The organism is Streptomyces sp. NPDC042002, assembly GCF_055588305.1.
In genome coordinates, this window is the sequence record NZ_JBVJCT010000002.1 from 383,626 (window position 1) to 406,529 (window position 22,904).

Below are 22,904 nucleotides of genomic sequence, written 5' to 3' on the forward strand. Positions count from 1 at the left end.
CGGCGGACCGAGCGAAGAAACGGCGAAGCCGGTCCACTGGCTTCATGTCCGCCGGGACTGTCGTGCGGTGCGCAAGACCCTTGACGTCGAGAGCCTCGGAGAGACGCCGTCGACGGCCCGCCGCGTGGCTGATGCGCTCCAACGTTCCGGCCAGTTGGCCACAAGCATCCGCTGCCACCGGGCGTTCTCCAAGGCGCGTGTAGAGATGAGGAGTTGACGTTCACGTGAGCCTATCCGGCCGCGCCCGGGTTGTTAAGTTTTCCTTGCATCTCTCGGTCGGGGACTGCCGCGCGTCAGGACTCTCGGCGGGACGAGCCCGGCCTCGACGGCGGCGTGCGGTGCCGGGCGTCGTAGTCGGGGGAGGTGGGCAGGCCCCGTCCGGCCGGGCCGCGCAGCGGCGGCCGCTCCGAATCGTGTCAAGGTGGAAGGGGACCAGGAGCGACGTCGAGGAGGACCCGCCCGCGGATGTCCGGCCACCCGGACGGCTCGCGGGCCGCCACGCGAAACCGCCCCCACCTCGCCCCTCGCCCCTCGCCGAAGTCGCCGCGTGAGCAATCCGAAGGAGAGCCGGTCATGACCGCATTCCCCACCGCGCGAGCCGTCCGGACAACCCCGGAGGGCCTTCTCTGGGAGCCCAGCGAACGCTGGGTGCGCGGCCGAAAAGGCGAGGTCACCGTCGTGGACAGCAGGCACCCCGTCCTCGTGTGGGAGCCCGCGGTACCGGTGCCGCTGTACGCCTTCCCGCGAGGGGAGGTGCGCGAGGACCTGCTCCGCCCCGCGAAGAACCCGCCGACGGGCACGCACACCGGATCGCGGATCTTCTACGACCTCGAGCTCGACGGCGAGCTGCTGGAGAACGCGGCCTGGACGTTCCCCGCCTCCGACCTGGCCGGCCACATCGCCTTCGAGTGGTTCCGGCGCGTCGGCCGAGGACTGGAGCACTGGTACGAGGAGGAGGAAGAGATCTTCATCCACCCGCGGGACCCGCACAAACGGGTGGACGCCATGCCGAGCAGCCGCCACGTCAGGGTCGAGATCGACGGCACCGTCGTCGCCGACACGCACCGCCCGGTCCTGCTCTTCGAAACGGGCCTGCCGACCCGGTTCTACATCCCACGCGAGGACGTCCGCCTGGAGCTGTTCGGCCCCACCGACCACCACACCGGTTGCCCCTACAAGGGCACGGCCGAGTACTGGTCGTGGCGAGGCGGAGCCGGCGTGCCACCGAACATCGTGTGGAGCTACCGGGAGCCGCTGCCCGCCGTGGGCCCGATCAAGGATCTCCTGGCCTTCTACAACGAGGGAGTCGACATCACCGTGGACGGCGAGGGCCTGGAGCGCCCCGTCACCCCGTTCACCAAAGCGCTCTCGGAGCAGACGCCGAAGTGAACAGGCGCAGGCTGAAAGGCCTGGGACGAAAGCCTGTTGTGCGAGGCACGGGGGAGTGACTCAGGGCGTGACCGGGCCGGACGGCGGGTCATGACCATGGTCCTACGCGACGGCGGGGCCGTGACTGAGATGGCTCACCGGGTTATCCGGTGGCTTCTGCCTCGGCCGGCCCTGTAGGTTCCGGCCGTGAGTGATGTCGACGTGACGGAGATCAGACTCGCGGACGCCGAGGACGCGGCGGTGATCGCACGTATCCACATGACCTCCCGGGCGGCGACCATGCCGTACCTGCCCCCGCAGAAGCGCAGTCACGACCAGGTCGCCCGGTGGGTCGAGGACGCCGTGCTCACAACCTGCCGGACGTGGGTGGCGGCGCGGGGTGGAGAGATCCTCGGCTATGCCGCCCTTGAGGGTGACATGCTCGAGCACCTCTACCTGCGGCCGGACGCCCGCCGCCAAGGAATCGGCGCGCTGCTGCTCGACCAGGTCAAACGGCACAGCCCTGAGGGGGTGTCCCTGCACGTCTTCCAGCAGAACACCGATGCCCGCACGTTCTACAGGCGCCACGGTTTCATGGTCGTCGACACCAGCGATGGCGACCGGAACATGGAGAGCCTGCCCGACATGACCCTGCGCTGGCGGCCGGACGGTACACAGTGAACGGCGTCCCGACGCCCCGGCGACTTCGCTGATCCGCTGACGCCGCATCGGCGCCGGCGCGTGCTCCCGACGGATACCCGCACTCCACACCGACCACCGCCGGTCGTGCACGTTTCCCATCAGGTTGTTGTCGTGGGTCCGAGGAGGGCCGTATGCCGAGCAGACCGCAGGTGAACGAGGCACTTGGCCTTCTGCGTAGGGAACTTGAAGCCGCGTCATCGTCGCCGACCGAATTGACCGCGCGGGATGCCTGGTTGGGCTTCGTGCGGTTCGCGCGTCAGCGTTTCGATACGACAGTCCTGCCCGACTCGGACGGGTTGCTCCTTCAATACGGCACGTATGTCTTCGACGGACCGTCTGCGTTCGTGCTGGATTTCACGCGTCAGTTCGCCATCAACGATGACGACGGTGAGCACGACCAGTTCGTCCAGGTCCACTGCGAACTCAGCTTCCCGCCGGATCCAGCCTTCGACCTCCTGGGCAGCTTCAACTCCTGGTTCTTCCACGATACCGACGGGGATCTCGATCCGTGGGCCGAGGCTCTGGCCGACCGGCTGGAGCCGTTCCACGGTCGTAAGCCACTCGATCTACGACTCTACGAAGAACCGGTGTAGGCCGAGGTGAAGAAGTCGCCATCTCGGCCACGCCGTCGGTGCGGGAGAGCATCGGCCAGTGCCCCGTGTCGAGTTCGAGGAGACTCACCCGAGGTTCGGCGAGGACCTTCAAGCGGGGATCCCCCAAACCCTCGACCATCGCGATGCTCGAACCGTTCCCGGTGCACAGGACGCCGGTCGCCGGCAACGAGGACACCGCACCCGAAGGCGGAGCGGCTGGGTCAGCGTGCGCACCGGCTGCGGGACGGCGGTCTCCGCTCCGTGCTCGCCGGTACGGTAGGAACTCCCCTGAGGGAGGTTCAAGCCCGTGTCCCCCGACAGCATGTGGAGCATCGGAGAGCTCGCCGAACGCGCGGGCGTCACCGTCAAGACCGTCCGCTTCTATTCGGACCGGGGTCTGTTGCCCGAAGGCGTCCGCAGCGGCGGCGGCCACCGCCGGTACGGCCCCGAGGCACTCGACCGGCTCCACCTCATCCGCTCCCTGCGCACCCTCGACCTGCCGGTTCCCGAAGTAGGACGAGTCCTCGACCAGGAGGACACACTGGAGGACGTCGTCGCGGGCCAGCTGCGGCAGATCGGCTCGCGGCTCACCGCTCTGCGCTGGCAGGAGGCGGCCCTGCAACTGCTCCAGGACTGCGCCCCCGAGGAACGTGCCGCGCGGCTGAGGCTGATCGGCGCCGTGTCCGTGCCGCCCAGCACGGCACCGCTGGCGCGCTTCTGGCGGCGTTGGCTCCCGCCGCGGCTCCCGGCGCGACTCGTCTCCGCCATTGTCGAACACTCCGTTCCACAGCTGCCCGAAGGCCCGACACCGGCCCAGGTACTGGCCTTCACCCGACTGCACGCCTTCGTATCCGCCCCCTGTCCCGGCACGGATAACGGCCGGCCCGCGGCACACCGGCCCGACGGGGGCCGCCCGGCCGTGCTCTACGACGGTCTCGTCGAGGCGTACGCGCTGGCATCGCCGCAGCTGGTGGCCGAGCGGCCACCGCACCAGGGCGAGGCCCTCGACTGCTTCGTCTCCGCCTACGCCCGCTCACGTGACACGCGGGACACGCCCGCCTTCCGCCGCCAACTCAGCGGGCTGCTGGCCTCGGACCCCCGTATCGACCTCTACTGGAAACTCGCCGCCGAGCTCTCCGCCTCGCGGGAACCGACCCCCGGCGCCACCCACGACTGGCTCTGCACCGCGCTGGACAATCAGATCGCCCGCTCGGCGGACTGAACCGGGCGGGTTTCGGGCGGCCACAGGACGGACGGCGCCACGTCGCACAGCTGAAGGGCAGCCCCACGGGCCTGGCGTCCTCCAGACGTCCCAGCCTCAGGGAGCCTCGCTGTTCAGAACGCCCACCGCGTATGGGTGTAGGCCCCGTCGTCGCGGCCGAAGCCGTACGCCGTTGTCGGGGCCACCGCGAACACCGTCGCGTCCCCTTTTCGGAACGCGTCTCCGATCCCGTGGAAGGTGCCCTCCGGTGAGGTGATGTGCGGCCCGTATTTCTCCTCGTACGCCGTGATCACCTTCTCCAGCGTCGCCGGATCGGCAACGGGCTCCGCCGTGCCCTCGATCACGAGGTCGAGCCCTTCGGTGAGCGAGTTCCCGCCGGTGGTCAGCGCGCAGTGGCCGTCGTGAGCGAGGTTCTTCGCCTTCTGCTCTCCGGGGCCGGTGGAGAAGTACAGCACCCCGTCGTGCCAGGCCGCGATCAGGGGAGTGACGTGCAGCCGACCGTCGGGACGCACCGTCGACAGCCAGAAGATCTCGGCGGCCTCCAGCTGCCGCTGGGCCTCGGCCCACTCGGTGGCGGTGACCTCCGCGGCACCCGGACGCGGATTGAGAGCGGAGCTGTAGCGGGCATCGAGCTCGGTGGTGGGTTGCTTTGCGGGTTCCTGCGTCGGCATGGCGGATCTCCCTTCCTCTCCCTGATAACGACCGGTCGCCCGCCCCGAAGTCATCGCCGCGCCTGATGTTTTTCTGTCTGCTGACGCGCCTCGCCCTGCGCTGATGGTCCGGGCCCGCTCCGGAATGTGCGTCCGGGATCCGGGATGCGTCCACGGCGAGGGGGTTCGTGCCTTCGGCCCCGCATAGCGGCTTCGGGGAGAGGGCCAGGGCCGGATCAGGAAGCGACCATGGCGTTCAGCCCGTAGTCCAGCTCTGAGCCGTCGACCAGCACCGCCTCGACCGTGCGCGTACGAGGGTCGATGTCGGCCACGATTCCCTCCCCCGCGTAGCGCGGATAGCCCGTTTCGCCTGTCTCGCCGGTCGCTTCTACGACGGCAGATCGCACAGCCGAGTCCTGCGCGGAGGCCGCGCCCTTGTTCTCGAGGAATTCGGGGACCAGCAGGACAGTGAAACGCTGAGACTCGGTAGTCATGCTCCGGTATTTAAGTGCCTCTCCCGACGCCCGTCGCGCAGGCGCACGGTAGGTCTTTGCGTGCCGGGTCGAAGCAGCGCGGGCCAGTGGGCATCGGAGGAGCGCCGGCGCGGGGAGCCCCGCACCGGGGCGGTGTCAGCGGCCCGCAGGATCGAACGGGGGCGCCCGTCCCGCCCGTACTGCCGACACGCGGGTCGGCCGAGCGGGCGACGGCAGGGGGATGCGGCGTGTCAGGGGGGAAGGCATCGATCATGCCGCCGAGCTGGGCGCCGCCCGAACCCGCGACGGCGTCTCCGCCTTCGGACGGGCGCTCGTCGTACCAGCGGTGCTGCTCCACGCCCGAGCGGCGGCGACCGTTTCCGCAGACGGTTCGGCACGCGCCGACCGTCGAGAACAGATGGGCGAACCGTGAAGCGCAGGACAACGGAATCACGAGCGTGCGAAACGTCGACCGGTGATGGCCGCAGAGGAGGCTGGGCCCGGCGGATCGCGGCTACCGCAGGGGTCTTCGTGCTCTGTGCCCTGCCCACCGGACCGGCCGGTGCGACACAGGTGGACGGTCCCTCACCGGCCAGACCGCCGCTGTTCGTGTCCGACTACGGCAACGACCGCGTGGTGAGACTGCCGGCGAACGGGGACGGCCAGACGACGGTTCCGCTCAGCGGCGTAGTACGTCCGACCGGCCTGGCGTGGGACGCCGCCCGCGAGCTCTACGTCTCCGACACGGGCAACAACAGGGTGGTGAAGCTTGAGGCGAGGGGCGGGGAGCAGGTCACCGTCCCCACTGTCGGCCTGTCCCGCCCGTTGGGCCTCGCCGTCGACGCCCACGGCAGTCTCTACATCGCCGACAGCTTCAACGACCGCATCGTGAAGGTCCCCTCCGACGGCAGCGGCCAGACGACCGTCCCCACCACGGGACTCCTCCATCCCTGGGGCCTGGCACTCAGCGCCGGCGGGGACCTGTACATTTCCGACTTCGTCAACAACCGGGTGGTGAGGGTTCCCGCGGACGGCAGCGGTCAGACCACGGTCCCCACCGTCGGTCTGTCCCAGCCGACCGGGCTGGCGCTGAACGCCGCCGGGGACCTCTACATCTCGGACAGCGGCAACAACCGCGTGGTGAAGGTGTCCGCGGGCGGCGGTACGCAGAGCACGGTGCCCACCACCGGTCTGAGCGATCCGCTGGGCCTCGCGCTGGACGGTCGCGGCTGCCTCTATGTGGCCGATGGACTCAACAACCGGGTGGTACGAGTCCGAGAGGCCGACGGCGGCCAGGACACGCTCCCCGCTTCGGGCCTCAACACCCCGACTGGTCTCGCCTTCCCACCGATCGACGAACGGCCCCAGGGACACTGACCACCACCACGGCGAAGAGCGGACTGCTGACGCTGACGCTGTCGGGTTACGTCGGACTGCGTCGGGTCGGCGGGCCCTCAAGGTGCCGGATCCTCGGCGGAGCCGTGCGGCTCGGAGGGCAGCAGAGGGTGCAGGACCATGACCGGGACCGGGGCTTCGGAGCGGCCGAGGATCATGCTCCGCTCGGTACGGAGGCGTCCACGGGCTGGAGAGGCGTGGCGTCGGCGTTGGGCTCGGGGACGGAACCGCCGCGCAGTTCCGGCGTCTTCGCGCCGACCAGGGCGACCGCGAACAGGCAGAGGATCCCGCCGCTGACGAGCGCGGTCGCCCCCGAGGTCCAGCCGGCGACCACGCCGCCGCGCAGGTTGCCGAGGTTGGGGCCGGCGTGGCCGACGATCTGCTCGGCCGCCGTCACCCGGCCCAGCAGGGCGTCCGGCGTGTGGGTCTGCACGATCGTGCTGCGCGAGATCACCGAGACGGCGTCGGCGGCCCCGGCGAGGACGAGGAGTCCGAGTCCGGCCCACGGATCGCGGATCAGGCCGAAGGCCGCGAGCGCCGCTCCCCAGATCCCCGCACCGCAGAGCATCACCGGCCCGGGACGCCCGAGCCGCGTGACCATGCCGGACAGCCCGGACGAGACGATGCCGCCGACGGCCATGGCGGACAGGAACAGTCCGAGGGTGCGCGGACTGCCGCCGAATCGTTCGGCGTTGACCAGCGGAAAGAGACTGGTCGGCATCGAGAGCACGGTGGCGGCCAGGTCGGTGATCAGGGCGCCGCGTACCGCCCGGTGCCCGGCCAGGAAGCGGAGGCCGTCCAGTACCCCGTGCAGCCCGGCCCGGGACGGTTCACCTGAGGGCGGCAGAGCGGGCAGTCCGAACGCGCCGTAGAAAGACAGCCCGAAGGACAGGGCGTCGGCGAGGTAACAGGGGCCGATGCCGACCCAGCCGAGCAGGACGCCGCCGAGCGCCGGACCGGCGAGCATCATCGCCTGACCGCTGACCTGCTGGAGCGCCAGCCCGGCCGCCACCTGGTCCTTCGGCAGCAGCCTCGGCACGAACACGCCCGCCGCGGGACCGCCGACCGCCGAGCAGCAGGACTGAGCGGCGACCAGGCCGAGCACGCCCACCACCGGAACGTGCCCGGTGAAGCCCTGCACCGCGAGCAGCAGGGAGACCGCCGCCTGGCCGACGGTGGCGAAGAGGTAGATGCGCCGACGGTCGCCCCGGTCGGCCCATGAGCCGGCGAACAGCCCGAACACGACCATGGGCAGTGCCGAGGCCAGCCCCACCGCGCCGGTCCAGACCGTGCTGTGTGTCATGTCCCAGACCTGGTACATGACGGTGACCATGGTCATGAAGCTGCCCAGCAAGGACACGGTCCGGCCGATCAGCAGACGCCTGAAGACCGGGGACGTACGCACCGGCCGGACGTCGACCAGGGTTCGCGCAAGACTCATGAGGTACGGCGGGACGCGCGGGGGTGGTTCACATCGCGCAGGGTAACCGGCGCGCTCTGGCCAGGGCGAATCGTTTTGACCTCAGCCGTGACTGTCCGTCCCAAGCCTGCCGGCGCAGCCCTGAGAGCGTAATGATCTTGCCTCGGTCGACCAGGGGCGAACACGACGAGCCTGCCGCTCCGCGGTGCGCTGCGGCGGGGATCGGCGCACCGGGGTGTCTTTCCAGGCACCGCCGTTGTCAGTGCCCTCCTGCACAGCGCCGGCCATGATCAACGAACTTGACGTCATCGACTGGTCGTCGATGGACCATGCGTACGGTCCGGCGGACGACGTTCCGGTACGGCTGAGGGCGATGGGCTCGCCGGACGGCGAGGCCCGCGAGGACACGCTCAGCCACTTCAGGGCGTTGAGCACGACCTGGAACTGCACCGCATCAGCCGCGCGATCCTCACCCGCCTCGGCTGAACCCCGTAGAAGCCCGTTCCGGCAGACGGACGTACGGCGTCACTTCATCTCCCGGCGGGCCTGCCTCACCTCGCGGTCGACGGCCCAGGCGTCGGCGACCGGCCCCAGGTGGCCGAGCTTGTCCGGGTTGATCACCGAACGGATGGCCTGGATCCGCCCGTCGAGCACGTCGAGGGCCAGAGTGTGCAGGATCTTGCCGTCCGGGGCGCGGAAGATCGCGCCGGGCTGGCCGTTGACCTCGCGTGGCTCGAACGTCACGTCGATCCGGGCCATCACGGGGAAGACGGACGCAAGGAGCCGGGCCACGTTCTCCGCGCCGACGACAGCCCTGGCCAGACGCGGGGCCTTCCCGCCGCCGTCCCCGACCATCTGCACGTCGGCGGCCAGCAGATTCCGCAACGCGCCCACATCACCGTCTCTCAACGCGTCGAAGAAGCGCGCCGCCAACTCCTGCCGCTCCTGACGGTCCGCTTCGAACCGGGGCCGCCCGGCCTCCATGTGCCGCCGTGCCCGTACCAGCAACTGCCGGCACGCCGCCTCGGAACGTCCCGCTGCCGTGGCGATCTCGTCGAACCCGAAGGCGAAGACCTCCCGCAGCACGAACACCGACCGCTCCAACGGGCTGAGCCTCTCCAGCAACAGCAGCGCCGCCATCGACACGGAGTCGGCCAGTTCCGCCGAGCGCTCCGGGTCCTGATACGGATCACTCAGCAGCGGCTCGGGCAGCCACGGCCCCACGTACTCCTCCCGCCGTACGCGCGCGGAGCGCAGTACGTCGATCGAGACCCGGGTGACCGTGGCGGACAGAAAGGCCTTGGCCGACGTGGGCGGGGTCGTCGAGCGGTCGAAGCGGAGCCAGGTCTCCTGCACCGCGTCCTCGGCCTCACTCACGCTGCCCAGAATCCGGTAGGCGATCGAGAAGAGCAGCGGTCGCAGCTCCTCGAACTCCTCAACCTTGTTCACGGTAATCCCTCTCCCGCGCCAGGGGCCCGCAGCCGGAACCCGAACCCGAACCAGTTGCTGTCACCGTTCAGTGGAACTGTCCGGGCTCGTAGTCGCCGGCCGGCTGCTGGGTGATGATGTTCAGCCGGTTCACCGAGTTCATGAAGGAAACCAGGATGACGAGGGCGGTGAGCTGTTCCTCGTCGTAGTGCTTGACGGCGTGCGCCCACACCTCGTCGCTGACGCCCTTGGCCGCGTCCGCGACCCGGGTCCCCTCTTCCGCCAGCTCCAGCGCGGCCCGCTCGGCCTCGGTGAAGACCGTCGCCTCCCGCCACGCCGCGACGAGGTTCAGCCGTACCGAAGTCTCGCCGGCCGCGGCGGCCTCCTTGGTGTGCATGTCGATACAGACGGCACATCCGTTGATCTGGCTCACGCGCAGCGCCACCAGCTCCTGCGTCGCGGCGGGCAGCGGCGAGTCCTTGAGCGCCTTGCCGGCCGACATGAAGTACTTGAGGGCCTTGCCTGCGGTCGGGCTGGCGAAGTAGTTCAGTCGCTGATCCATGGCGAGCTCCTCGTTGTCATCAGTGCGTACACCCCTTGAGACGAGGTAGCCCGGCTTCCTGTGACATGAACGAGCGCGACCCGCGTCTCGTCTGGGTGCTGCGAAGCCGGGACAACTCGGCCGGCTTCACGTACGGCAGCACATGTCCGAATGCCTGGACTTGAGGCCAGGGAGCACGTCAACCTGCCTGGATGTCACCATTGCTGCTTTCCCCGCTGCGTTTCTCCCCGGAAGAGATCATCGGCGTCGTGGGCCTCTACGCGAGCAACCCCGAGTACTGCCGTGCCGCGGGCGAGTACTACCCTGAGCGTATTCCGGCCGACAGGGTCGAGGCCGATCTGCGGGAGGAAGCGGAGACCGAGGGCTGTGAGGTCCTGCTCGCCCGCGACGGGCAAGACCGGATCGTCGGCTTGTTGTGCCTGCTCGACCGTCACCCCACAGACGGACACCCGTGGATCGGGCTGCTGCTGGTGCACGGGAGTCTTCACCGGCACGGGGTCGGCCGAAGGCTGGCCGGGCTGGTGGAGGAACGCTTCCGCCGCGACGGCAGGGAGGGACTCCGGCTGGCTGTCCTGGAGAACAACCCTGCGGCCCTTGCGTTCTGGAACTCCCTGGGCTGGCAGGAGATCGACCGCCGTACCGACGTCCAGTACCAGCGTCCCTGCATCGTCATGCACAAGCGTCTGGACTGAAGCTGGGCCGCCCTCGCCGAACTCAGGCGCTGAAGGCCGCTGTTGGGGGCGTCGCGAGCCGCGTGAGTGAGTACGGATACTGACGACTGAGGGTGGGAGGGCTCCCAGCGACCCGCGATCCGGAAGCCGTTGTTCTCGCGGTAGTGAGGGGCGCCTTAGGGCGTGCAGAGAATTAACTTGCGGGTTTTGAGACTTGACCTCGCAGGTCAGCGTGCCACTCGCCTACATGTTGTTCTTCTGCACGCCCTTACTGATCGTTTCAGAATGGGTTGAGCTGCGGGTCTTGCATTCGGCGATCTTGGTCGGCAGGGTGTCCAGGGTGCGTGCTGATCTTGTTCCTGACGACCTGTGGGAGCGGGTGGCCCCGCTGCTGCCGCCTGCTCCCGAACGGCGCCATCGCCACCCCGGGCGGCTGCGCGTTCCCGACCGGGTGGCACTCGCTGGTGTGATGTACGTGTTGAGGACTGGTGTCGCATGGCGTGATGTCCCCGCGGAGACGGTGGGCTGCTCCGGGGTGACGGCCTGGCGCCGGCTGCGGGACTGGACCGAGGCCGGCGTGTGGCCGCGCCTGCATGCTGCCCTGCTGGCCGAGCTTCGCCGCGCCGGCCTGCTGGACCTGGACGACTGCTCCGTGGACGGGTCGCACGTCCGGGCCCTCAAAGGGGGGATCACGTCGGCCCCTCACCCGTCGACCGCGCCCGCCCCGGCTCGAAGCACCACCTGATCGTCGACCGCCACGGAACCCCGCTCGCCGTCACACTGACCGGAGGCAACCGGCACGACGTCACCCAGCTCCAGCCACTGCTGGACGCCGTCCCACCGATCCGGGGACTTCGGGGACGTCCCCGCCGCAAACCCCGGCGGCTGTACGCCGACCGGGGCTACGACTTCGACAAGTACCGCCGCCTGCTGTGGAAGCGCGGCATCAAACCCCTGATCGCCCGACGCGGCGTCGCCCACGGCTCCGGACTGGGCAAGGTGCGCTGGGTGGTCGAGCGCGCCTTCGCCTGGTTGCACCAGTTCAAACGGCTCCGCACCCGCTACGAACGACGCGCCGATCTCCACCAGGGCCTGCTCGAACTGGCCTGCAGCCTCATATGCCTTCGCCGCCTACGAACCTCATCCTGAAGCGATCAGTTGGCTACGTTGAACCACCCCGGCCGCACCTCGGTCAGAAGCGGTTGCAGTGACTGCACTGCGGACCGCATGTCCTGATCCGTGACGTCAAGAGGCTCCGGCAAGCTCAGCCCGTACCAGCGCAGCCGCCAGAGGTCGAAGACTTCGCTCCCGTCAGCTGCGAAGTCCACATCGACCTGAGTGCCGTTGTCGCTCACGAAGAGGCACCCTGCCCCATGGACCTTGTAGGAGTACGTGCCGATGCGATCACTCCGGCTGATCCGACGCGAACGGGCCAGGCGGACGATGTCCGCCAGTCGCTCAAGCGAGGGGATCGCCACCCGCATGGCCGCATCAATCGCGCTCAGAGCGCGGACGTAACCGAGCACGAGGTCTCGCGCAGCCCCAACCCGTTCCATACGGCGTCATCCCCCTGAGCCCGTGACTGAAGGAATTGTTCCATGGGCCCGCCAGCGTCTCCGCGGAACGGCATTCTGAAACGATCAGTTAGCCGGCGCCGGCCCCCGTAGCGAGACCCTACGAGGGAGCTCGGAGTGGTTCCGGTCCCCGACGTGGTTCCGGTTCCCTCCTGGGTCGTTGTCCGCGGCGAGCGCCAAGGACGAGCAGCGCGAGGCCGCCCGCATCGAACCGGTACTCAAGCGGTTGTGGCAGCAGAAGACGTGGGACCCGAAGACGGTCCGCGCCGCGATGCTCAAGCTCGGTTACCAGGAGGAGCGTTTCGACGCGAAGTGGAACCTGATCGGCGGGACAATGCGGGTCAAGCCGATGGACTCCCGTTTCGAGAACGGCCGCGAGGTTACTCCCGAGGGCGCACGGGTGGGCCTGCGCGTCCATGATGACGCCTGCGTCACCGCGTTCGTGAAGAAGACCGACTATCAGGTGTCGGCCAACGGCCCCTACCCGGAGGCGGGTTGCTTCGAGTCGCAGGCCGGTCGCTGAGAGCCGACGGTCGAGCGCGCTCTCGCTCTCGTCGCGGTGTCAGCGGAGCGGGAAGGACGCCCGCTGCTGCCACTGCGATCCGTCGAAGACCATGAGATCGACCGAAGATACGCGGGTAGCGACGGGAAGCCGGTCGCGAAGGTCGGCCTCGATGTCCTCCAGGACGGCGTCCTCTTGCCTCTGAACGATGGTCAGATGCGGGATGATCTCGTCGAACTGCCCGCCGAACGGCGGGGTTTCAGGCCACCGTTCCACGATGGCCTCGGTGAGCCGGCGAAAAGACGCGTCCGGTTCAGGTGCGAGATACAGAATCCCGGGGAATCGACCGAAGCGCTCGAACCGGGCCTCGAAGGGGTGATGACGTCCGATCACACCATCGATGGCGGCCAGGGTGTCGCTGTCGATGCGGCTCTCGTCGAGAAAGGGGAAGAGCACGGTGACATGCGCCGGGACACCCGCACGGACGGACGGGTCCAGCCGGTCCCGCCACGCCCGTACAACAGGTTCCAGTTCAGGGACCCTCACCACGAGTCCTGACTGCCCTGCCTGAGTTTCGCTGGAGTCGTCACCTGCCATCGCACATGTCTATCAGCTCTATCGGGGCTCTATCAGCTCTGTCAGCGGGTGCAGAAGGCCGCGACCGATTGTCGGGGACGGGTGTTGAGGATTCGGTCCGATCGCCTGGATCAATTGCCCTCTCATGGGGCAGGTGCGCACTTCGCCTGTCACGGCCGCAGGCCCGCCTGCCTGAGCGTCACCTCGGACAGGTCGGCGATGACCTGCTGGTCTCCGCGTCGCCAGGCATCGGCGAGACCACCAGGCGGGGCGGGGACCGCGGCGAGATCGCGCTGCCGTCCGGTCAGGGCACGCAGGGCGAGCAGATCCGCGCCTCCGGGGGCGTCGAGGAGACGTCGGGTGGTGGCACTGCGCCGGATCCAGTGGAGGCGAGGCGGAAGCCACAACACGAGTACGAAGGCCACTGAGAGGACGATCAAGGCGACCGCGGCCAGCGTGGCCACGCGGCCAACCAAGTCCTCCAGTGACTGTCCGGCGTCGGAGAGACCGGTGGCGGCGTCGGCGGCGGACAGGAGCGGCTTCTTCAGGGAGCCTCCTACGAACGGCACCTTCGAAGCCGCGTCGCCGGCGTCACCGAGGCCACCGGCGAGGCTGTCGCCCGCGCTCTGGGCCTTCCGCCCCGGCTCCGCCAGCAGCAGGATCGCGTGGCGGACGGCCAGGGCGAACCAGACCGCGACCGCGATCAGGGCCACGGCGATCAGGTCGGCAAGCACCTGACGGCTCCGACGCGCTGGGGTCTGTGCGTAAAGGCGCATGGGCGTGCTCCTGTTCCGGGAAAGCCATAGAACCGGGCCGGCTCCAGCCACGTGAGGTGCGGCCGGTCGCTTGCGTACGTGGGACTCGAGGCGGGTTTCGACGCACGGGTGTCCACGGCCCGTGAGGTCGGTCGGAGTGGTCGAGAGGGGCTGTCCAGAATGCCGATGGGTTGTCACGGGTGTCACGGGGGTGGGTCGGAACGGCTCTCCGGGCCATGGTGACATTCCGTCAGAGCTACTTCCCGTCTTTCGTGAAGTTGTGCATGGCCATGTATGGCTTAGGCCGCGGGGAAGGCGTTCCAGGCAGAGGCAGAGGCAGAGGCAGAGGCAGAGGCAGAGGCAGAGGCAGAGGCAGAGGCAGAGGCAGAGGCAGTCGGCATTCCGGCCCTGGACGGGCTGATCGGGTCAGTGACTCCGCTCGGGTCAGTGACGCCCCGCTCGGGCCAGGGCATGGTCGGCCTCTGCGGCGAGGGTGGCGACGAGCTCGGCCGCGGGCGGCAGGTCGGTGACGAGGTCGACGCCCTCGCCCGCCCAGACCGGCAACGCGGGTACATCACCGCGTGCCACATCAGCCTCATAGGCCCGGCGGGTTGCCGCGGGGTCCGCTGCGAGTTCCGCTTCCCGGCCCCTCCACCGAGCGAGGTAGGGGTGGCCCAGCGTGCGAGCTGTGTACGTCGACGGCCATCGCGAGCTTCGGGCGATGTCGAGGATGCGGTTGCGCTCCGTGTCCTGCCCGCGTCCCTCGACGAGCGCCTTGGCGGTCGAGGGGGCGATGAGGGCCTCGGCCGTGGCCTGGAAGCGGGTGCCGATGAGCGCCCCGGCGGCGCCCAGAGCCAGGACGGCCGCCAGGCCCCGGCCGTCCGCGATCCCACCGGCCGCCAGCACCGGCACTCCTTCGGCCAGGTCCACCACGACCGGTACGAAGGGAAGCGTGGATCGCCCGTGCCGGGCGCCGTGCCCCCCGCTCTCCGTACCTTGGGCCACGATGACGTCGGCGCCCAGGCCCACCGCCTGCCTGGCTTCCGCCAGATCGGTGACCTGGATGATCACCGCCGCACCCGCCGCACGGATCCGTTCGACGAACGGGCTCGGATCTCCGAAGGAGAGCATCACCGCTCCGGGGCCGTGCTCCAGTGTCTGCTCGACCACGTCCATGCCGGCCGCCCAGGTCTGGAACCCGACTCCCCACGGCTTTCCGCCACCCGCGACGATCGGCAGCTCGCGCGCCAGCCAGTCCGGGGCGCCGCCTCCGGCGCCCAGGAAGCCGAGCCCGCCACCGGCCGAGACGGCCGCCGCCAGCTCACCGCCGGCCGAACCGCCCATCGGAGCCAAGGCGATCGGATGCCGGACACCGAACAACCTCGTGAACGCCGTCGACAACGTCATGACAGCAATCGTCGCCCAAGCGGACGGCGCTGCCCATCCCTCCGCCCCGGAACGCAGGGCGTCGGACCCGGGGCTTGAGATCCCGGCGCTCGCTCCGCCTTTCGCGGGCCCCCGGAGTGCGCCGAGGTCGCTCTCCCGCCGGGCATCCGGACAGCTCTGAGCCAGCCTGGTGGGTCGCTGTCCGCCGACATGGTGCAGGGTGGACGTCATGCTTGCCGATCACCAGGAGTACGAGGTAGTCGTCACGGCCGTTGCTCCGGCGGGGGCGGCCGTCCAAGCGGACGCTCACGATGGTTTCATCGACCAGGCCAAGCACCCCTCATGGCGGTCGGACGCGCCTCGGCCCGTGGTCGGCGACCGCATGCCTGCGGTGGTGCTGGACTCCTCCAGAACCCCAGCACGCTTCAGCGCCCTGCCGGACGACATACGGATCGCTCGGAGCCTGCGTCACACCGAACCGCTCTCGCGACTCTGTCCGCCACCCGCCGATGGCCGGACCGTGAAGTGGGCGGCAGCGGAAGACGAGTTGGGCGTGGAGCTGCCGGCCGACTACAAGCGGCTCGTCGAGACGTACGGGGGAGGGGTCTTCGCGGGCATGCTCTGGCTGCTGGAACCGGGCTGCCCGGATCCGTCGTACGACCTGCTCGCCCAGACCTCGGAACGCGCGGAGATCCTCGCCGAACTCTGGGATTCAGGCGAGGACATGCCGTCGGAACTCCACCGGAGTTCCGGGCAGGGTGCCCGGTCCTTTGGGCCGGGGTGAATGCCCGCTCCCGCGTAGCGGGGCAGAGGCAGCCGTTACGCCCCCTGGGCGGAACGGCGTTCACCATCCGCGACGGCGCGGCGTACGAGCGATACAAGCCATGAGTTCAAGGAGCGGTCGTCGGCCTCGGCGGCGGTCTTGGCCTGCTCATGCAGATCGTCGGGGAGTCTCAGGTTCACATGCTTCATGGGACCATAATGAAGCTAGAATGGTCCCATGTCACGTTTCCGGATGTACCCGACGTCGCAGCAGGAGCAGCAGATGTTGCTGCACTGCGCGCATGCCCGGTACGTGTGGAACCTGGCGGTCGAGCAGCATGCGCACTGGTATCCGGGCCGCAGGTCAGCGCCGGGTTTCGCTGAGCAGTGCCGGCAGCTCACTGTGGCCCGGCGTGCCAATGAGTGGCTCGGCAGTGGGAACGCGGACGTGCAGCAACAGGCGCTGAAGGACTTCGCGCAGGCCAGGAACGCCCGCTTCACGTCCGGGTTCGGTGAGCCGACCTGGCGCAGGAAGTACCGGCACGAGGGCTTTCGGGTCATCGGCACCGACCGCGTCCCGGAGTTGACCGAGGACGGCTCGCCGAAGCTGAACGCGAGGACCGGCAGGCAGGTCATGGGCCGCTCGGTGGTGGTGCACCGGCTGAACCGGCGGTGGGCGCGGGTCAAGGTGCCCGGCTGTGGCTGGGTCCGCTTCCGCCTCACCCGGACCGTACTGCCCGCCGCGAAGACGTTCCGCGTCACCTTGTGCAACGGCCGCTGGCACATCGCGTTCGCGGTCATCCCCGCACCGGTCGCCGCGCCCGGTACGGGCGAGGTCATCGGTGTCGACCGGGGCGTGAACATCACGGCGGCACTGTCGGACGGGCGGAAGCTGAACTGTCCGCAGCTCACCGTGAAGGAACGCGCGCAGGTCCGTAAACACCAGCGGCGTGCCGCACGCGCTCCCAAGGGAAGCGAGCAAAAGACCGTCGCGTATGCCAAGGTGGCCAGGCTCAGAGCGCGTGAAGCCGACCGGCGCAAGGACTGGTGCGAGAAGACCAGCACGATGCTGGCCCGTACCTATGGCCTGGTGCGGTTCGAGAAGCTGAACATCAAGAACATGACCCGCTCGGCCAGCGGAACCACCGAGCGGCCCGGCAGGCAGGTCAGGCAGAAAGCCGGCCTGAACCGGGCGATCCTGGCGCAGGGCTGGGGCCTGCTGCGCCAGCGCACCGAGCATAAGGCCCCGGGCCGGGTCGAGGACGTCCCCGCCCCCTACACCTCCCTGCGTTGCAGTGTCTGCGGTTGGATCGACAAGAACTCGCGCAAGAGCCAAGCCGAGTTCGTCTGTTCCTTCTGCGGCTTCACCTGCAACGCGGACACCAACGCAGCCATCAACGTCGCGGCAGGACAGGGCGGGATTCCCCGCCCCCGGCGATCAGCCGGTGCCGGAGGGACGACACCGCCCAAACAGCGGTCGAGCGTCCGTGAACCTCAACCCGGCCGGGTTGGAATCCCCCTCTTTTAAGAGGGGGAGGATGTCAAGAGGGCAACACCAGGCTGGTGCCCTGGGGGTACGCGGAAGGTGCGGGGCACTACCTCTACTGGCTGGTCCGTCCCGGCGTCGAGGCCGAGGAATGGACCGTCATCCTCAATGAGGGACGCGGCCCCCTGTGGGAGACCTGTCCGATGTCATGCAGCCAGTTCCTCCTCGAGGTGGTGGCGGGCACGACGACGTCGTTCTACTTCACCGGCCTGGATGACTTCGTCGCGCCGGACGACAGGAATCGCTTCGTACCCAACGCTCAACTCCTCAGCCAGTGACAGGCCAACTCGGGTGGCTGGAAAGGCTGTTCGTGGCGTTGGGCGCTGAACGGCCCGCGCCGTCGGGTTGTTCGGGGGTGGTCAGAGGCTCGTGAGCAAGCCGTCGAGCGGGGCGGGCACACGGTCGCGGGCGAGGGCGTCGACAAGGACGCGGCCGTAGTGGATTTTGCGGCCCTTCTTCGTGCCGAGGAAGCGCCGCAACTGCTGCTGTGGGGCGCGCCCGTGCTGTGCCGGCTGACGCAGGAAGGTCCGCAGGGCTCGCAGGTCGCCTTCCTCCCGTACGAGTTCCTCCACCCGTGTCACACCCAGCGCGCGGATGAGCTCGTCCTCCAGATCCGCTACGCAGACGAAGAACCCCTCCTCTGACGCACCGGCCCGCTCCAAGCCGCGGGCGTAGTAGCCCTGTTCCGCCTCGTCACACAGTCCCGTGAGACGGAGGCCCAGGCCCGGCGGCCCGAGGAGACGGGCGAAGCGCGCGACGCTCATCGCACCTCCCATCGCCAGGACACAGACTCCTTCGGCCTCCAGGTTCCGGCCCCGGCTCTCGGCCAGTGCGCTGACCGCCGCGACATCGCTCGGCCCTTCGAGCAGAACGGCAGTCCGGACGGACAGCCGCGCGGCCAACTCGCGCGCGGGGTCGCCGGGCCCACCGGCCGCCCACGCGGTAACCGCCTCCCGGAACATCCCCATGTCAGTCACCCGCAGAGTCTGAGCCCTCCGCGACCGGCAAGGTAGCCAATTTCCGCCGGAGCGCCGATCGGTGGTGAAGAGTCGGATCCGACCCCGACTGAACGAGTAGGCCGCCGGAGAGCGCGGATCCCGCCGGACAGAACCGGGCGGTCAGGTGCTCGAAAACCAGTGGAACCGCGCCGCTGTGCGCCATTACCGTGCTGCCGACCCAAGTCGTCTGGTCAAGGACGTGCCGTTGTACACCCTGTGAGACCTCCCGAGCGCTGAATCGTCGCGCGTCGCGCATGTGCGCCGCGCTCCTTTTTGCTGCGGACTTCTCACTGAAACCGGTGTACTTCTGTGCTCGAAAACTGGGTGGTCATGCCCACCTGCCTGCCGATCGTTCTCCGCCGCTGCCACGCGTGCGCGTCCGAGCGCTTCCGGGCAAGCGGCAAATTCCGCGTCAACGCGAACCACAAGCTCATCGACGCGTGGCTCCTCGCGCTCTGTACCGCTTGCGGGGAAACCGCAAAACTCACGGTCCTGGAGCGGATGAACGTGCGCTCCGTACGACCTGAGCTGCTGGACCGGCTGCATGACAACGACCCTGGTCTGACAGCTGAGTTGCTCCAGGATCCGGTCGTGCGGCGCCGTAACCGCGTCGCCCTCGACTGGGGCGACGCCTGGCGCCTCGACACCGGCGGATCGGATCACCTGGACCGCGAGGCGATCGACATCTCGGTCCGCTTCGCGGCGCGGATCCCTGTCCGGCCGGTGCGACTGATCGCTGAAGGCTGCGGTCTTTCGCGGGCCGAGGTCGAGAGACTGATCACGGCGGGCAAGCTCGTCTCGGCAGTCCGGCTGACCGGCAAGCTCTCCGACGGCTTCGCGTTCACGCTCAAGCGCTGAGCCCTGCTCGGGACCATGGGCCTGTCCGGCACGATCAGCCGGGCAGGCCCTGGCCGGGCGGGTTTCCACCGTCGACGCCAGGCGGCGGTCGCGGGCGATCAGATGCTCACCGGCCGCTCCGACGAGGACCACGTCGCAGCCGACCAGCTCGCGTGCCGCCTGCTTGACCTGCTCCGGGTCGGCCCCCCGTGCCACGGCGAGCCGTTCGGCGACCGCCTCGGTGAGCGGGCGGGCGAACAGTGCGGCGAGTGGGCCCGATGCCTGTGACTGACCGGTGAGCGGAGTCGCCCGCACTCCCTTGCCGGAGCCGAGGCGCCCGTCGGAGGAGACCGTCGCTCCGGTGATCAGCAGCCCGCCACGGGCGAGTTGGGCATGGTTGGGGCTTCCGGAGCCGAGCGCGACTTTGGCTGTGGCCGCGCCCTGGGAGCGGGCCCGGGTCGCCGGGCGTCCTCCTGCGGCACGCCACCGCCATCCCCACCGGTACCGCCATCGTCACTGCCACCGCCACTATCCTGCGTGAGGTGATCAACTCATATGCGAGCCTTGATGATGCGAAGGTCGCGACAGCCGCGGCAGGTGCCGGTGCGGACGTCGTGCGCGCCATGTACGGCCGACAGCTCACGCGCATCGACAAGGGTGGCGGGGACTTCGCCACCGCCGCCGATGTGGCGGCCGAGCAGAAGATCCTCAGCGTCCTTCGTGCCGCCCGGCCCGATGACGCCGTACTGGGTGAAGAAAGTGGGCCGCAGGGCGCCGCGGACGCCGCACGCCAATGGTTGGTGGATCCTCTGTGCGGCACGCTGAACTACGCGGTCGGCACCATGCTGGTCGCGGTCAACGTGGCGCTTCGCGGCGGTGCCGCGGCGGTGGCCGATCCGTTCAGCGGCGAGGTCTTCTTCACCGACGGGGAGAAGGCCTGGGTGCGGCAGGACGGTGCCGATGCCCCACTGGTGCCCACATCCGCCACCCGACTCGTCGACGTCAATCTGGACCCGCCGTTCATCAGCGCGCCCGACTTCAGGGCTGTGGACCTGCTGGCCCACCCCGCTTTCGTGGCACGTTTTCGGCCCCGGGTCGTGTCCACGACATTGGCGTTGGCCTGGGTCGCCTCAGGTAAGCGCGCCGCGTACGTGACGGACGGCGGCGACCTGTCCGGGAGCGTGCACTTCGCCGCCGGCATCGCCTTGTGCAAGGCCGCGGGCTGCGTGGTCACCGGGATCGACGGTGCCCCGACCGGGGAGGCAGGCCGCGGACTCGTCGTGGCCGCCGACGACGAAACCCACCGGCTGCTGCTGTCAATGATCCGAAGCTGAAACGGGAACTACGTCTGAGGGGTCATGTGCCGCGTCGGCTCGGCCTCCAAGCGGCACCCTCCGTGAGCCGTCCTCTCCTGCCGAGAGGCGTTGGTGAGGTCGACCCGCATAGGTTCCGTCCCAGCATGGGGATTCAGATGCCGCGGGTGCCCGCGAGGATGCCGGCCTGCTCCATCATGCGTGTCGGTTCACGGCCGTTGGCCCAGGCGTCATTGAAGGAGGGCACCGATTCCACGTGAGGGCCGAACCGTCTGCGGATCGCTTCCAGGAGCACCTCCAAGGCCTGCGCCTCCATGCGGCGGTCGCCGCCGGACTCCATGCGGATCGCGCCCTGCGAACACAGGCTCCCGTCCTCATCGATCAGCGCTCCCGCACACCAGCCCTCTTCCTGTAGCCGCAGGGAGGCGCGGTGCAGTAGCGCCGCAACCGGTGTGGCGTACGGGCAGGGGGCTGGGAGCGGTGCGCTGGGAGCCAGTGGGGCTGCGATGTGGGACCAGTCGACGGGGGCGGTCTCGATGTGCGCGGTGTTGACCTCGTAGGCGACGGCCGCCAGCGCGAGCCGGGCGTCCATGTCCTTCTTGACGGCGGCCATGCGGGCCTCCAGGTCGTCGGCGGGACGCCGTTCTGGCCTCGCGCCGAGGGGTGGGACGCCGTCAGGGGACTCGGCGGGGGCTTGTCGGGCGGCGGTGTGCGTGGAGGGCTGCATGATGGATGGATTCCTCGCGCACGGGTGCGCTCAGCGCCGCCGAATGGGCGGTACTGGTACGACATGGTGCGGGACTGGACCGGCTCCTTGACCACCTGCGGCCGCTCGCTCACCGGGACAGGGGCACGGAAGGAGTGCCACGTCGGATGCGGACAGCAAGCGGTCCGCATCCAGTACGCCGGACAAGCTGTGGAGCACGCCGGATCTCGGGCGTGTGGCGGTCACGGGTAAGGACCTTGACGGATACGAGGTGAACCTGGAGGGGGCGTTGCCCTTGGTCTCCCACAGGTCAGTGGATCCGGCCTTATGCGGGCCCATACCCCTCAGGCAATGGCACTCAACAGTGCCTACCCCGCCACAGCTCGCATCGGCCGGATGATTTTCGCGAAGGATCACAGCCCCGGAGCGGACATGAGCCTCGAGGACGTGATCAGGGCGCCGGCCGGTGACTACGACCCGATGGCCCACGGCGAGAGCCCGGCGAGCGATGTCGGTGCCGAGACCGCGCCCGGCATCGGTGATGAGAACGACCTTGCTCATGAAGGGGAGAGCTCCGTGCGGACGACTGGGCGAGGAGGTAGGGGCGGGGTCAGACGGCGTTGCGGTCGTCGGCGATCTCCTTGAGCTGGTTGACGGCGGTCATCGCGCTCGGCCATCCGGCGTAGAAGGCGAGGTGGGTGATCGCCTCGGACAGCTCCTCGACGCTCAGGCCGTTGTCCAGGGCCACGCCCAGGTGATAGCCGAGCTGCTCAGTGCGGTACAGCGCGGCCAGCACACTCACGGTCACCAGGCTGCGATCGCGCGGGGAGAGCTCGGGGCGCTCCCAGACGTCTCCGAACAGGACGTTGTCGGTGATCTCGACGAGCTTCGGCGCGATCTGGGCCAGCGCCTGAGGGGCGGACTGCTTTGCCATGGCATAGCTCCTTGACACGAAAAAGGATGAATCGGCATGAACCACTCTGTTGGATTGCGGGCTGCCCGGCAGCAGCCGGCTCTGGCGTCCTGAGACGGGTCGGCTACTCCCGCTGCTGCCGCTGCCGACGGAGCGGCAGCTCAACGAGGTGGAGAAGGGGCTGCCGCTACAGGTACTCACAGGACCCCACGCACGTGCGCCGGCCGACCCGGCCTGGATTGGTGAGTACCGAAAGCGATATCCGCGAATCCCCGGCCTCCCGCCGCGCCAAGATCACCCCGCAGAAAGCAGGACCACTACCCGCTCGCGGCGGCAATCGGCGCGCGCCGGGCCTGCGCCGCGAGGAAGCCGCCCCGGATTGTGCAGGTGCGTTCCCGTGGTGTGCGTGAACTCTGGACAGGCGGACCTGGCCGTGCTGTCATGTCCGCGGCACTATTTCCAACGTTGTAGAAGACCGCAGCGTTTCCCACCTTCCGCATAGACGCTGTGGATCCGCATCTGGATGATCTGACGTTGTCCAATGAAGAGAGA

General features: G+C 69.1%; 27 protein-coding genes and 1 pseudogene. 15 read left to right on the forward strand and 13 right to left on the reverse strand.

What is annotated here, in order from left to right; genetic code table 11:
• Positions 1-573: 573 nt before the first annotated feature.
• The 4 genes from ACZ6KY_RS04415 to ACZ6KY_RS04430 all read left to right on the forward strand — a co-directional run bounded on the left by ACZ6KY_RS04415 (position 574) and on the right by ACZ6KY_RS04430 (position 3,885).
• Positions 574-1,389, forward strand: coding sequence for a DUF427 domain-containing protein (locus ACZ6KY_RS04415; protein ID WP_469308799.1), 816 nt, complete (start codon positions 574-576; stop codon positions 1,387-1,389).
• A gap of 186 nt (positions 1,390-1,575) precedes the next feature.
• A complete protein-coding gene (locus ACZ6KY_RS04420) occupies positions 1,576-2,049 on the forward strand; it encodes a GNAT family N-acetyltransferase (RefSeq protein ID WP_469308800.1) in 474 nt (157 codons plus the stop codon).
• A 152-nt stretch (positions 2,050-2,201) separates the two neighbouring features.
• The gene (locus ACZ6KY_RS04425) at positions 2,202-2,663 is read left to right on the forward strand and encodes a hypothetical protein (protein ID WP_469308801.1); all 462 of its coding nucleotides are present in this window, start codon (positions 2,202-2,204) and stop codon (positions 2,661-2,663) included.
• Between the two features lie 307 nt (positions 2,664-2,970).
• Positions 2,971-3,885, forward strand: coding sequence for a helix-turn-helix domain-containing protein (locus ACZ6KY_RS04430; RefSeq protein WP_469308802.1), 915 nt, complete (start codon positions 2,971-2,973; stop codon positions 3,883-3,885).
• A 113-nt stretch (positions 3,886-3,998) separates the two neighbouring features.
• On the opposite strand, the gene ACZ6KY_RS04435 is transcribed toward ACZ6KY_RS04430, so the two are convergent.
• The gene (locus ACZ6KY_RS04435; RefSeq protein WP_469308803.1) at positions 3,999-4,556 is read right to left on the reverse strand and encodes a pyridoxamine 5'-phosphate oxidase family protein; all 558 of its coding nucleotides are present in this window, start codon (positions 4,554-4,556) and stop codon (positions 3,999-4,001) included.
• 215 nt (positions 4,557-4,771) lie between these two features.
• On the reverse strand, positions 4,772-5,029 hold the full coding sequence (locus tag ACZ6KY_RS04440; RefSeq protein ID WP_469308804.1) for a hypothetical protein: 258 nt from the start codon (positions 5,027-5,029) through the stop codon (positions 4,772-4,774).
• Positions 5,030-5,539: 510 nt separating this feature from the next.
• Between ACZ6KY_RS04440 and ACZ6KY_RS04445 the strand changes: the two genes are divergently transcribed.
• Entirely contained in the window at positions 5,540-6,385 is an 846-nt protein-coding gene (locus ACZ6KY_RS04445; protein ID WP_469308805.1) for a virginiamycin B lyase family protein, read from the forward strand.
• A 172-nt stretch (positions 6,386-6,557) separates the two neighbouring features.
• Here ACZ6KY_RS04445 and ACZ6KY_RS04450 read toward each other — a convergent pair whose 3' ends face one another.
• The 3 genes from ACZ6KY_RS04450 to ACZ6KY_RS04460 form a co-directional block, all read right to left on the reverse strand.
• Complete coding sequence (locus tag ACZ6KY_RS04450; protein WP_469308806.1) at positions 6,558-7,844, reverse strand: MFS transporter; 1,287 nt, start codon at positions 7,842-7,844, stop codon at positions 6,558-6,560.
• A 504-nt stretch (positions 7,845-8,348) separates the two neighbouring features.
• Positions 8,349-9,272, reverse strand: coding sequence for an RNA polymerase sigma-70 factor (locus ACZ6KY_RS04455; protein WP_469308807.1), 924 nt, complete (start codon positions 9,270-9,272; stop codon positions 8,349-8,351).
• Between the two features lie 67 nt (positions 9,273-9,339).
• Positions 9,340-9,813 carry a carboxymuconolactone decarboxylase family protein gene (locus tag ACZ6KY_RS04460; RefSeq protein WP_469308808.1) on the reverse strand — a complete coding sequence of 158 codons (474 nt, stop codon included), beginning with the start codon at positions 9,811-9,813 and terminating at the stop codon, positions 9,340-9,342.
• 191 nt (positions 9,814-10,004) lie between these two features.
• On the opposite strand from ACZ6KY_RS04460, the gene ACZ6KY_RS04465 reads away from it, so the two are divergent.
• Both ACZ6KY_RS04465 and ACZ6KY_RS04470 read left to right on the forward strand, forming a co-directional pair.
• Positions 10,005-10,505 (forward strand): GNAT family N-acetyltransferase, encoded by a 501-nt coding sequence (locus tag ACZ6KY_RS04465; RefSeq protein ID WP_469308809.1) that lies wholly within the window; start codon positions 10,005-10,007, stop codon positions 10,503-10,505.
• Positions 10,506-10,824: 319 nt separating this feature from the next.
• Positions 10,825-11,633 (forward strand): IS5 family transposase gene (locus tag ACZ6KY_RS04470; RefSeq protein ID WP_469308810.1). Its coding sequence is split into 2 segments (ribosomal slippage): positions 10,825-11,164 and positions 11,164-11,633, totalling 810 coding nucleotides; the frame shifts between segments, so codons are not numbered across the junction.
• A 5-nt stretch (positions 11,634-11,638) separates the two neighbouring features.
• On the opposite strand, the gene ACZ6KY_RS04475 is transcribed toward ACZ6KY_RS04470, so the two are convergent.
• The gene (locus tag ACZ6KY_RS04475; protein ID WP_469308811.1) at positions 11,639-12,040 is read right to left on the reverse strand and encodes a DUF6896 domain-containing protein; all 402 of its coding nucleotides are present in this window, start codon (positions 12,038-12,040) and stop codon (positions 11,639-11,641) included.
• A 178-nt stretch (positions 12,041-12,218) separates the two neighbouring features.
• On the opposite strand from ACZ6KY_RS04475, the gene ACZ6KY_RS04480 reads away from it, so the two are divergent.
• Complete coding sequence (locus ACZ6KY_RS04480; RefSeq protein ID WP_469308812.1) at positions 12,219-12,581, forward strand: hypothetical protein; 363 nt, start codon at positions 12,219-12,221, stop codon at positions 12,579-12,581.
• 39 nt (positions 12,582-12,620) lie between these two features.
• Here ACZ6KY_RS04480 and ACZ6KY_RS04485 read toward each other — a convergent pair whose 3' ends face one another.
• From ACZ6KY_RS04485 to ACZ6KY_RS04495, 3 genes are all read right to left on the reverse strand, one after another.
• Complete coding sequence (locus ACZ6KY_RS04485) at positions 12,621-13,157, reverse strand: 2'-5' RNA ligase family protein (protein ID WP_469308813.1); 537 nt, start codon at positions 13,155-13,157, stop codon at positions 12,621-12,623.
• Between the two features lie 149 nt (positions 13,158-13,306).
• Entirely contained in the window at positions 13,307-13,912 is a 606-nt protein-coding gene (locus ACZ6KY_RS04490; protein ID WP_469308814.1) for a hypothetical protein, read from the reverse strand.
• 423 nt (positions 13,913-14,335) lie between these two features.
• Complete coding sequence (locus ACZ6KY_RS04495; RefSeq protein WP_469308815.1) at positions 14,336-15,298, reverse strand: NAD(P)H-dependent flavin oxidoreductase; 963 nt, start codon at positions 15,296-15,298, stop codon at positions 14,336-14,338.
• Positions 15,299-15,506: 208 nt separating this feature from the next.
• On the opposite strand from ACZ6KY_RS04495, the gene ACZ6KY_RS04500 reads away from it, so the two are divergent.
• A complete protein-coding gene (locus ACZ6KY_RS04500) occupies positions 15,507-16,061 on the forward strand; it encodes an SMI1/KNR4 family protein (protein ID WP_469308816.1) in 555 nt (184 codons plus the stop codon).
• A gap of 35 nt (positions 16,062-16,096) precedes the next feature.
• Here the strand turns inward: ACZ6KY_RS04500 and ACZ6KY_RS04505 are convergent, their stop codons facing one another.
• A complete protein-coding gene (locus ACZ6KY_RS04505; RefSeq protein WP_467762319.1) occupies positions 16,097-16,249 on the reverse strand; it encodes a YlcI/YnfO family protein in 153 nt (50 codons plus the stop codon).
• 28 nt (positions 16,250-16,277) lie between these two features.
• On the opposite strand from ACZ6KY_RS04505, the gene ACZ6KY_RS04510 reads away from it, so the two are divergent.
• Positions 16,278-17,567 (forward strand): RNA-guided endonuclease InsQ/TnpB family protein, encoded by a 1,290-nt coding sequence (locus ACZ6KY_RS04510; RefSeq protein ID WP_469308817.1) that lies wholly within the window; start codon positions 16,278-16,280, stop codon positions 17,565-17,567.
• Between the two features lie 35 nt (positions 17,568-17,602).
• The gene (locus ACZ6KY_RS04515; RefSeq protein WP_469308818.1) at positions 17,603-17,863 is read left to right on the forward strand and encodes a hypothetical protein; all 261 of its coding nucleotides are present in this window, start codon (positions 17,603-17,605) and stop codon (positions 17,861-17,863) included.
• An 81-nt stretch (positions 17,864-17,944) separates the two neighbouring features.
• On the opposite strand, the gene ACZ6KY_RS04520 is transcribed toward ACZ6KY_RS04515, so the two are convergent.
• A complete protein-coding gene (locus tag ACZ6KY_RS04520; RefSeq protein WP_469308819.1) occupies positions 17,945-18,562 on the reverse strand; it encodes a TOPRIM nucleotidyl transferase/hydrolase domain-containing protein in 618 nt (205 codons plus the stop codon).
• A 330-nt stretch (positions 18,563-18,892) separates the two neighbouring features.
• On the opposite strand from ACZ6KY_RS04520, the gene ACZ6KY_RS04525 reads away from it, so the two are divergent.
• The 3 genes from ACZ6KY_RS04525 (at position 18,893) to ACZ6KY_RS04535 (ending at position 20,754) form a co-directional block, all read left to right on the forward strand.
• On the forward strand, positions 18,893-19,441 hold the full coding sequence (locus ACZ6KY_RS04525; RefSeq protein WP_469308820.1) for a DUF1062 domain-containing protein: 549 nt from the start codon (positions 18,893-18,895) through the stop codon (positions 19,439-19,441).
• Between the two features lie 15 nt (positions 19,442-19,456).
• A complete protein-coding gene (locus ACZ6KY_RS04530; RefSeq protein WP_469308821.1) occupies positions 19,457-19,708 on the forward strand; it encodes a hypothetical protein in 252 nt (83 codons plus the stop codon).
• A gap of 254 nt (positions 19,709-19,962) precedes the next feature.
• The gene (locus ACZ6KY_RS04535) at positions 19,963-20,754 is read left to right on the forward strand and encodes an inositol monophosphatase family protein (protein WP_469308822.1); all 792 of its coding nucleotides are present in this window, start codon (positions 19,963-19,965) and stop codon (positions 20,752-20,754) included.
• Between the two features lie 133 nt (positions 20,755-20,887).
• Here ACZ6KY_RS04535 and ACZ6KY_RS04540 read toward each other — a convergent pair whose 3' ends face one another.
• Entirely contained in the window at positions 20,888-21,460 is a 573-nt protein-coding gene (locus tag ACZ6KY_RS04540; RefSeq protein ID WP_469308823.1) for a DUF6197 family protein, read from the reverse strand.
• 589 nt (positions 21,461-22,049) lie between these two features.
• Positions 22,050-22,373, reverse strand: coding sequence for a carboxymuconolactone decarboxylase family protein (locus ACZ6KY_RS04545; protein WP_469308824.1), 324 nt, complete (start codon positions 22,371-22,373; stop codon positions 22,050-22,052).
• A gap of 221 nt (positions 22,374-22,594) precedes the next feature.
• Between ACZ6KY_RS04545 and ACZ6KY_RS04550 the strand changes: the two are divergent.
• A pseudogene (locus ACZ6KY_RS04550) lies at positions 22,595-22,726 on the forward strand (transcriptional regulator); the annotation flags it as partial.
• Between the last annotated feature and the right edge of the window lie 178 nt (positions 22,727-22,904).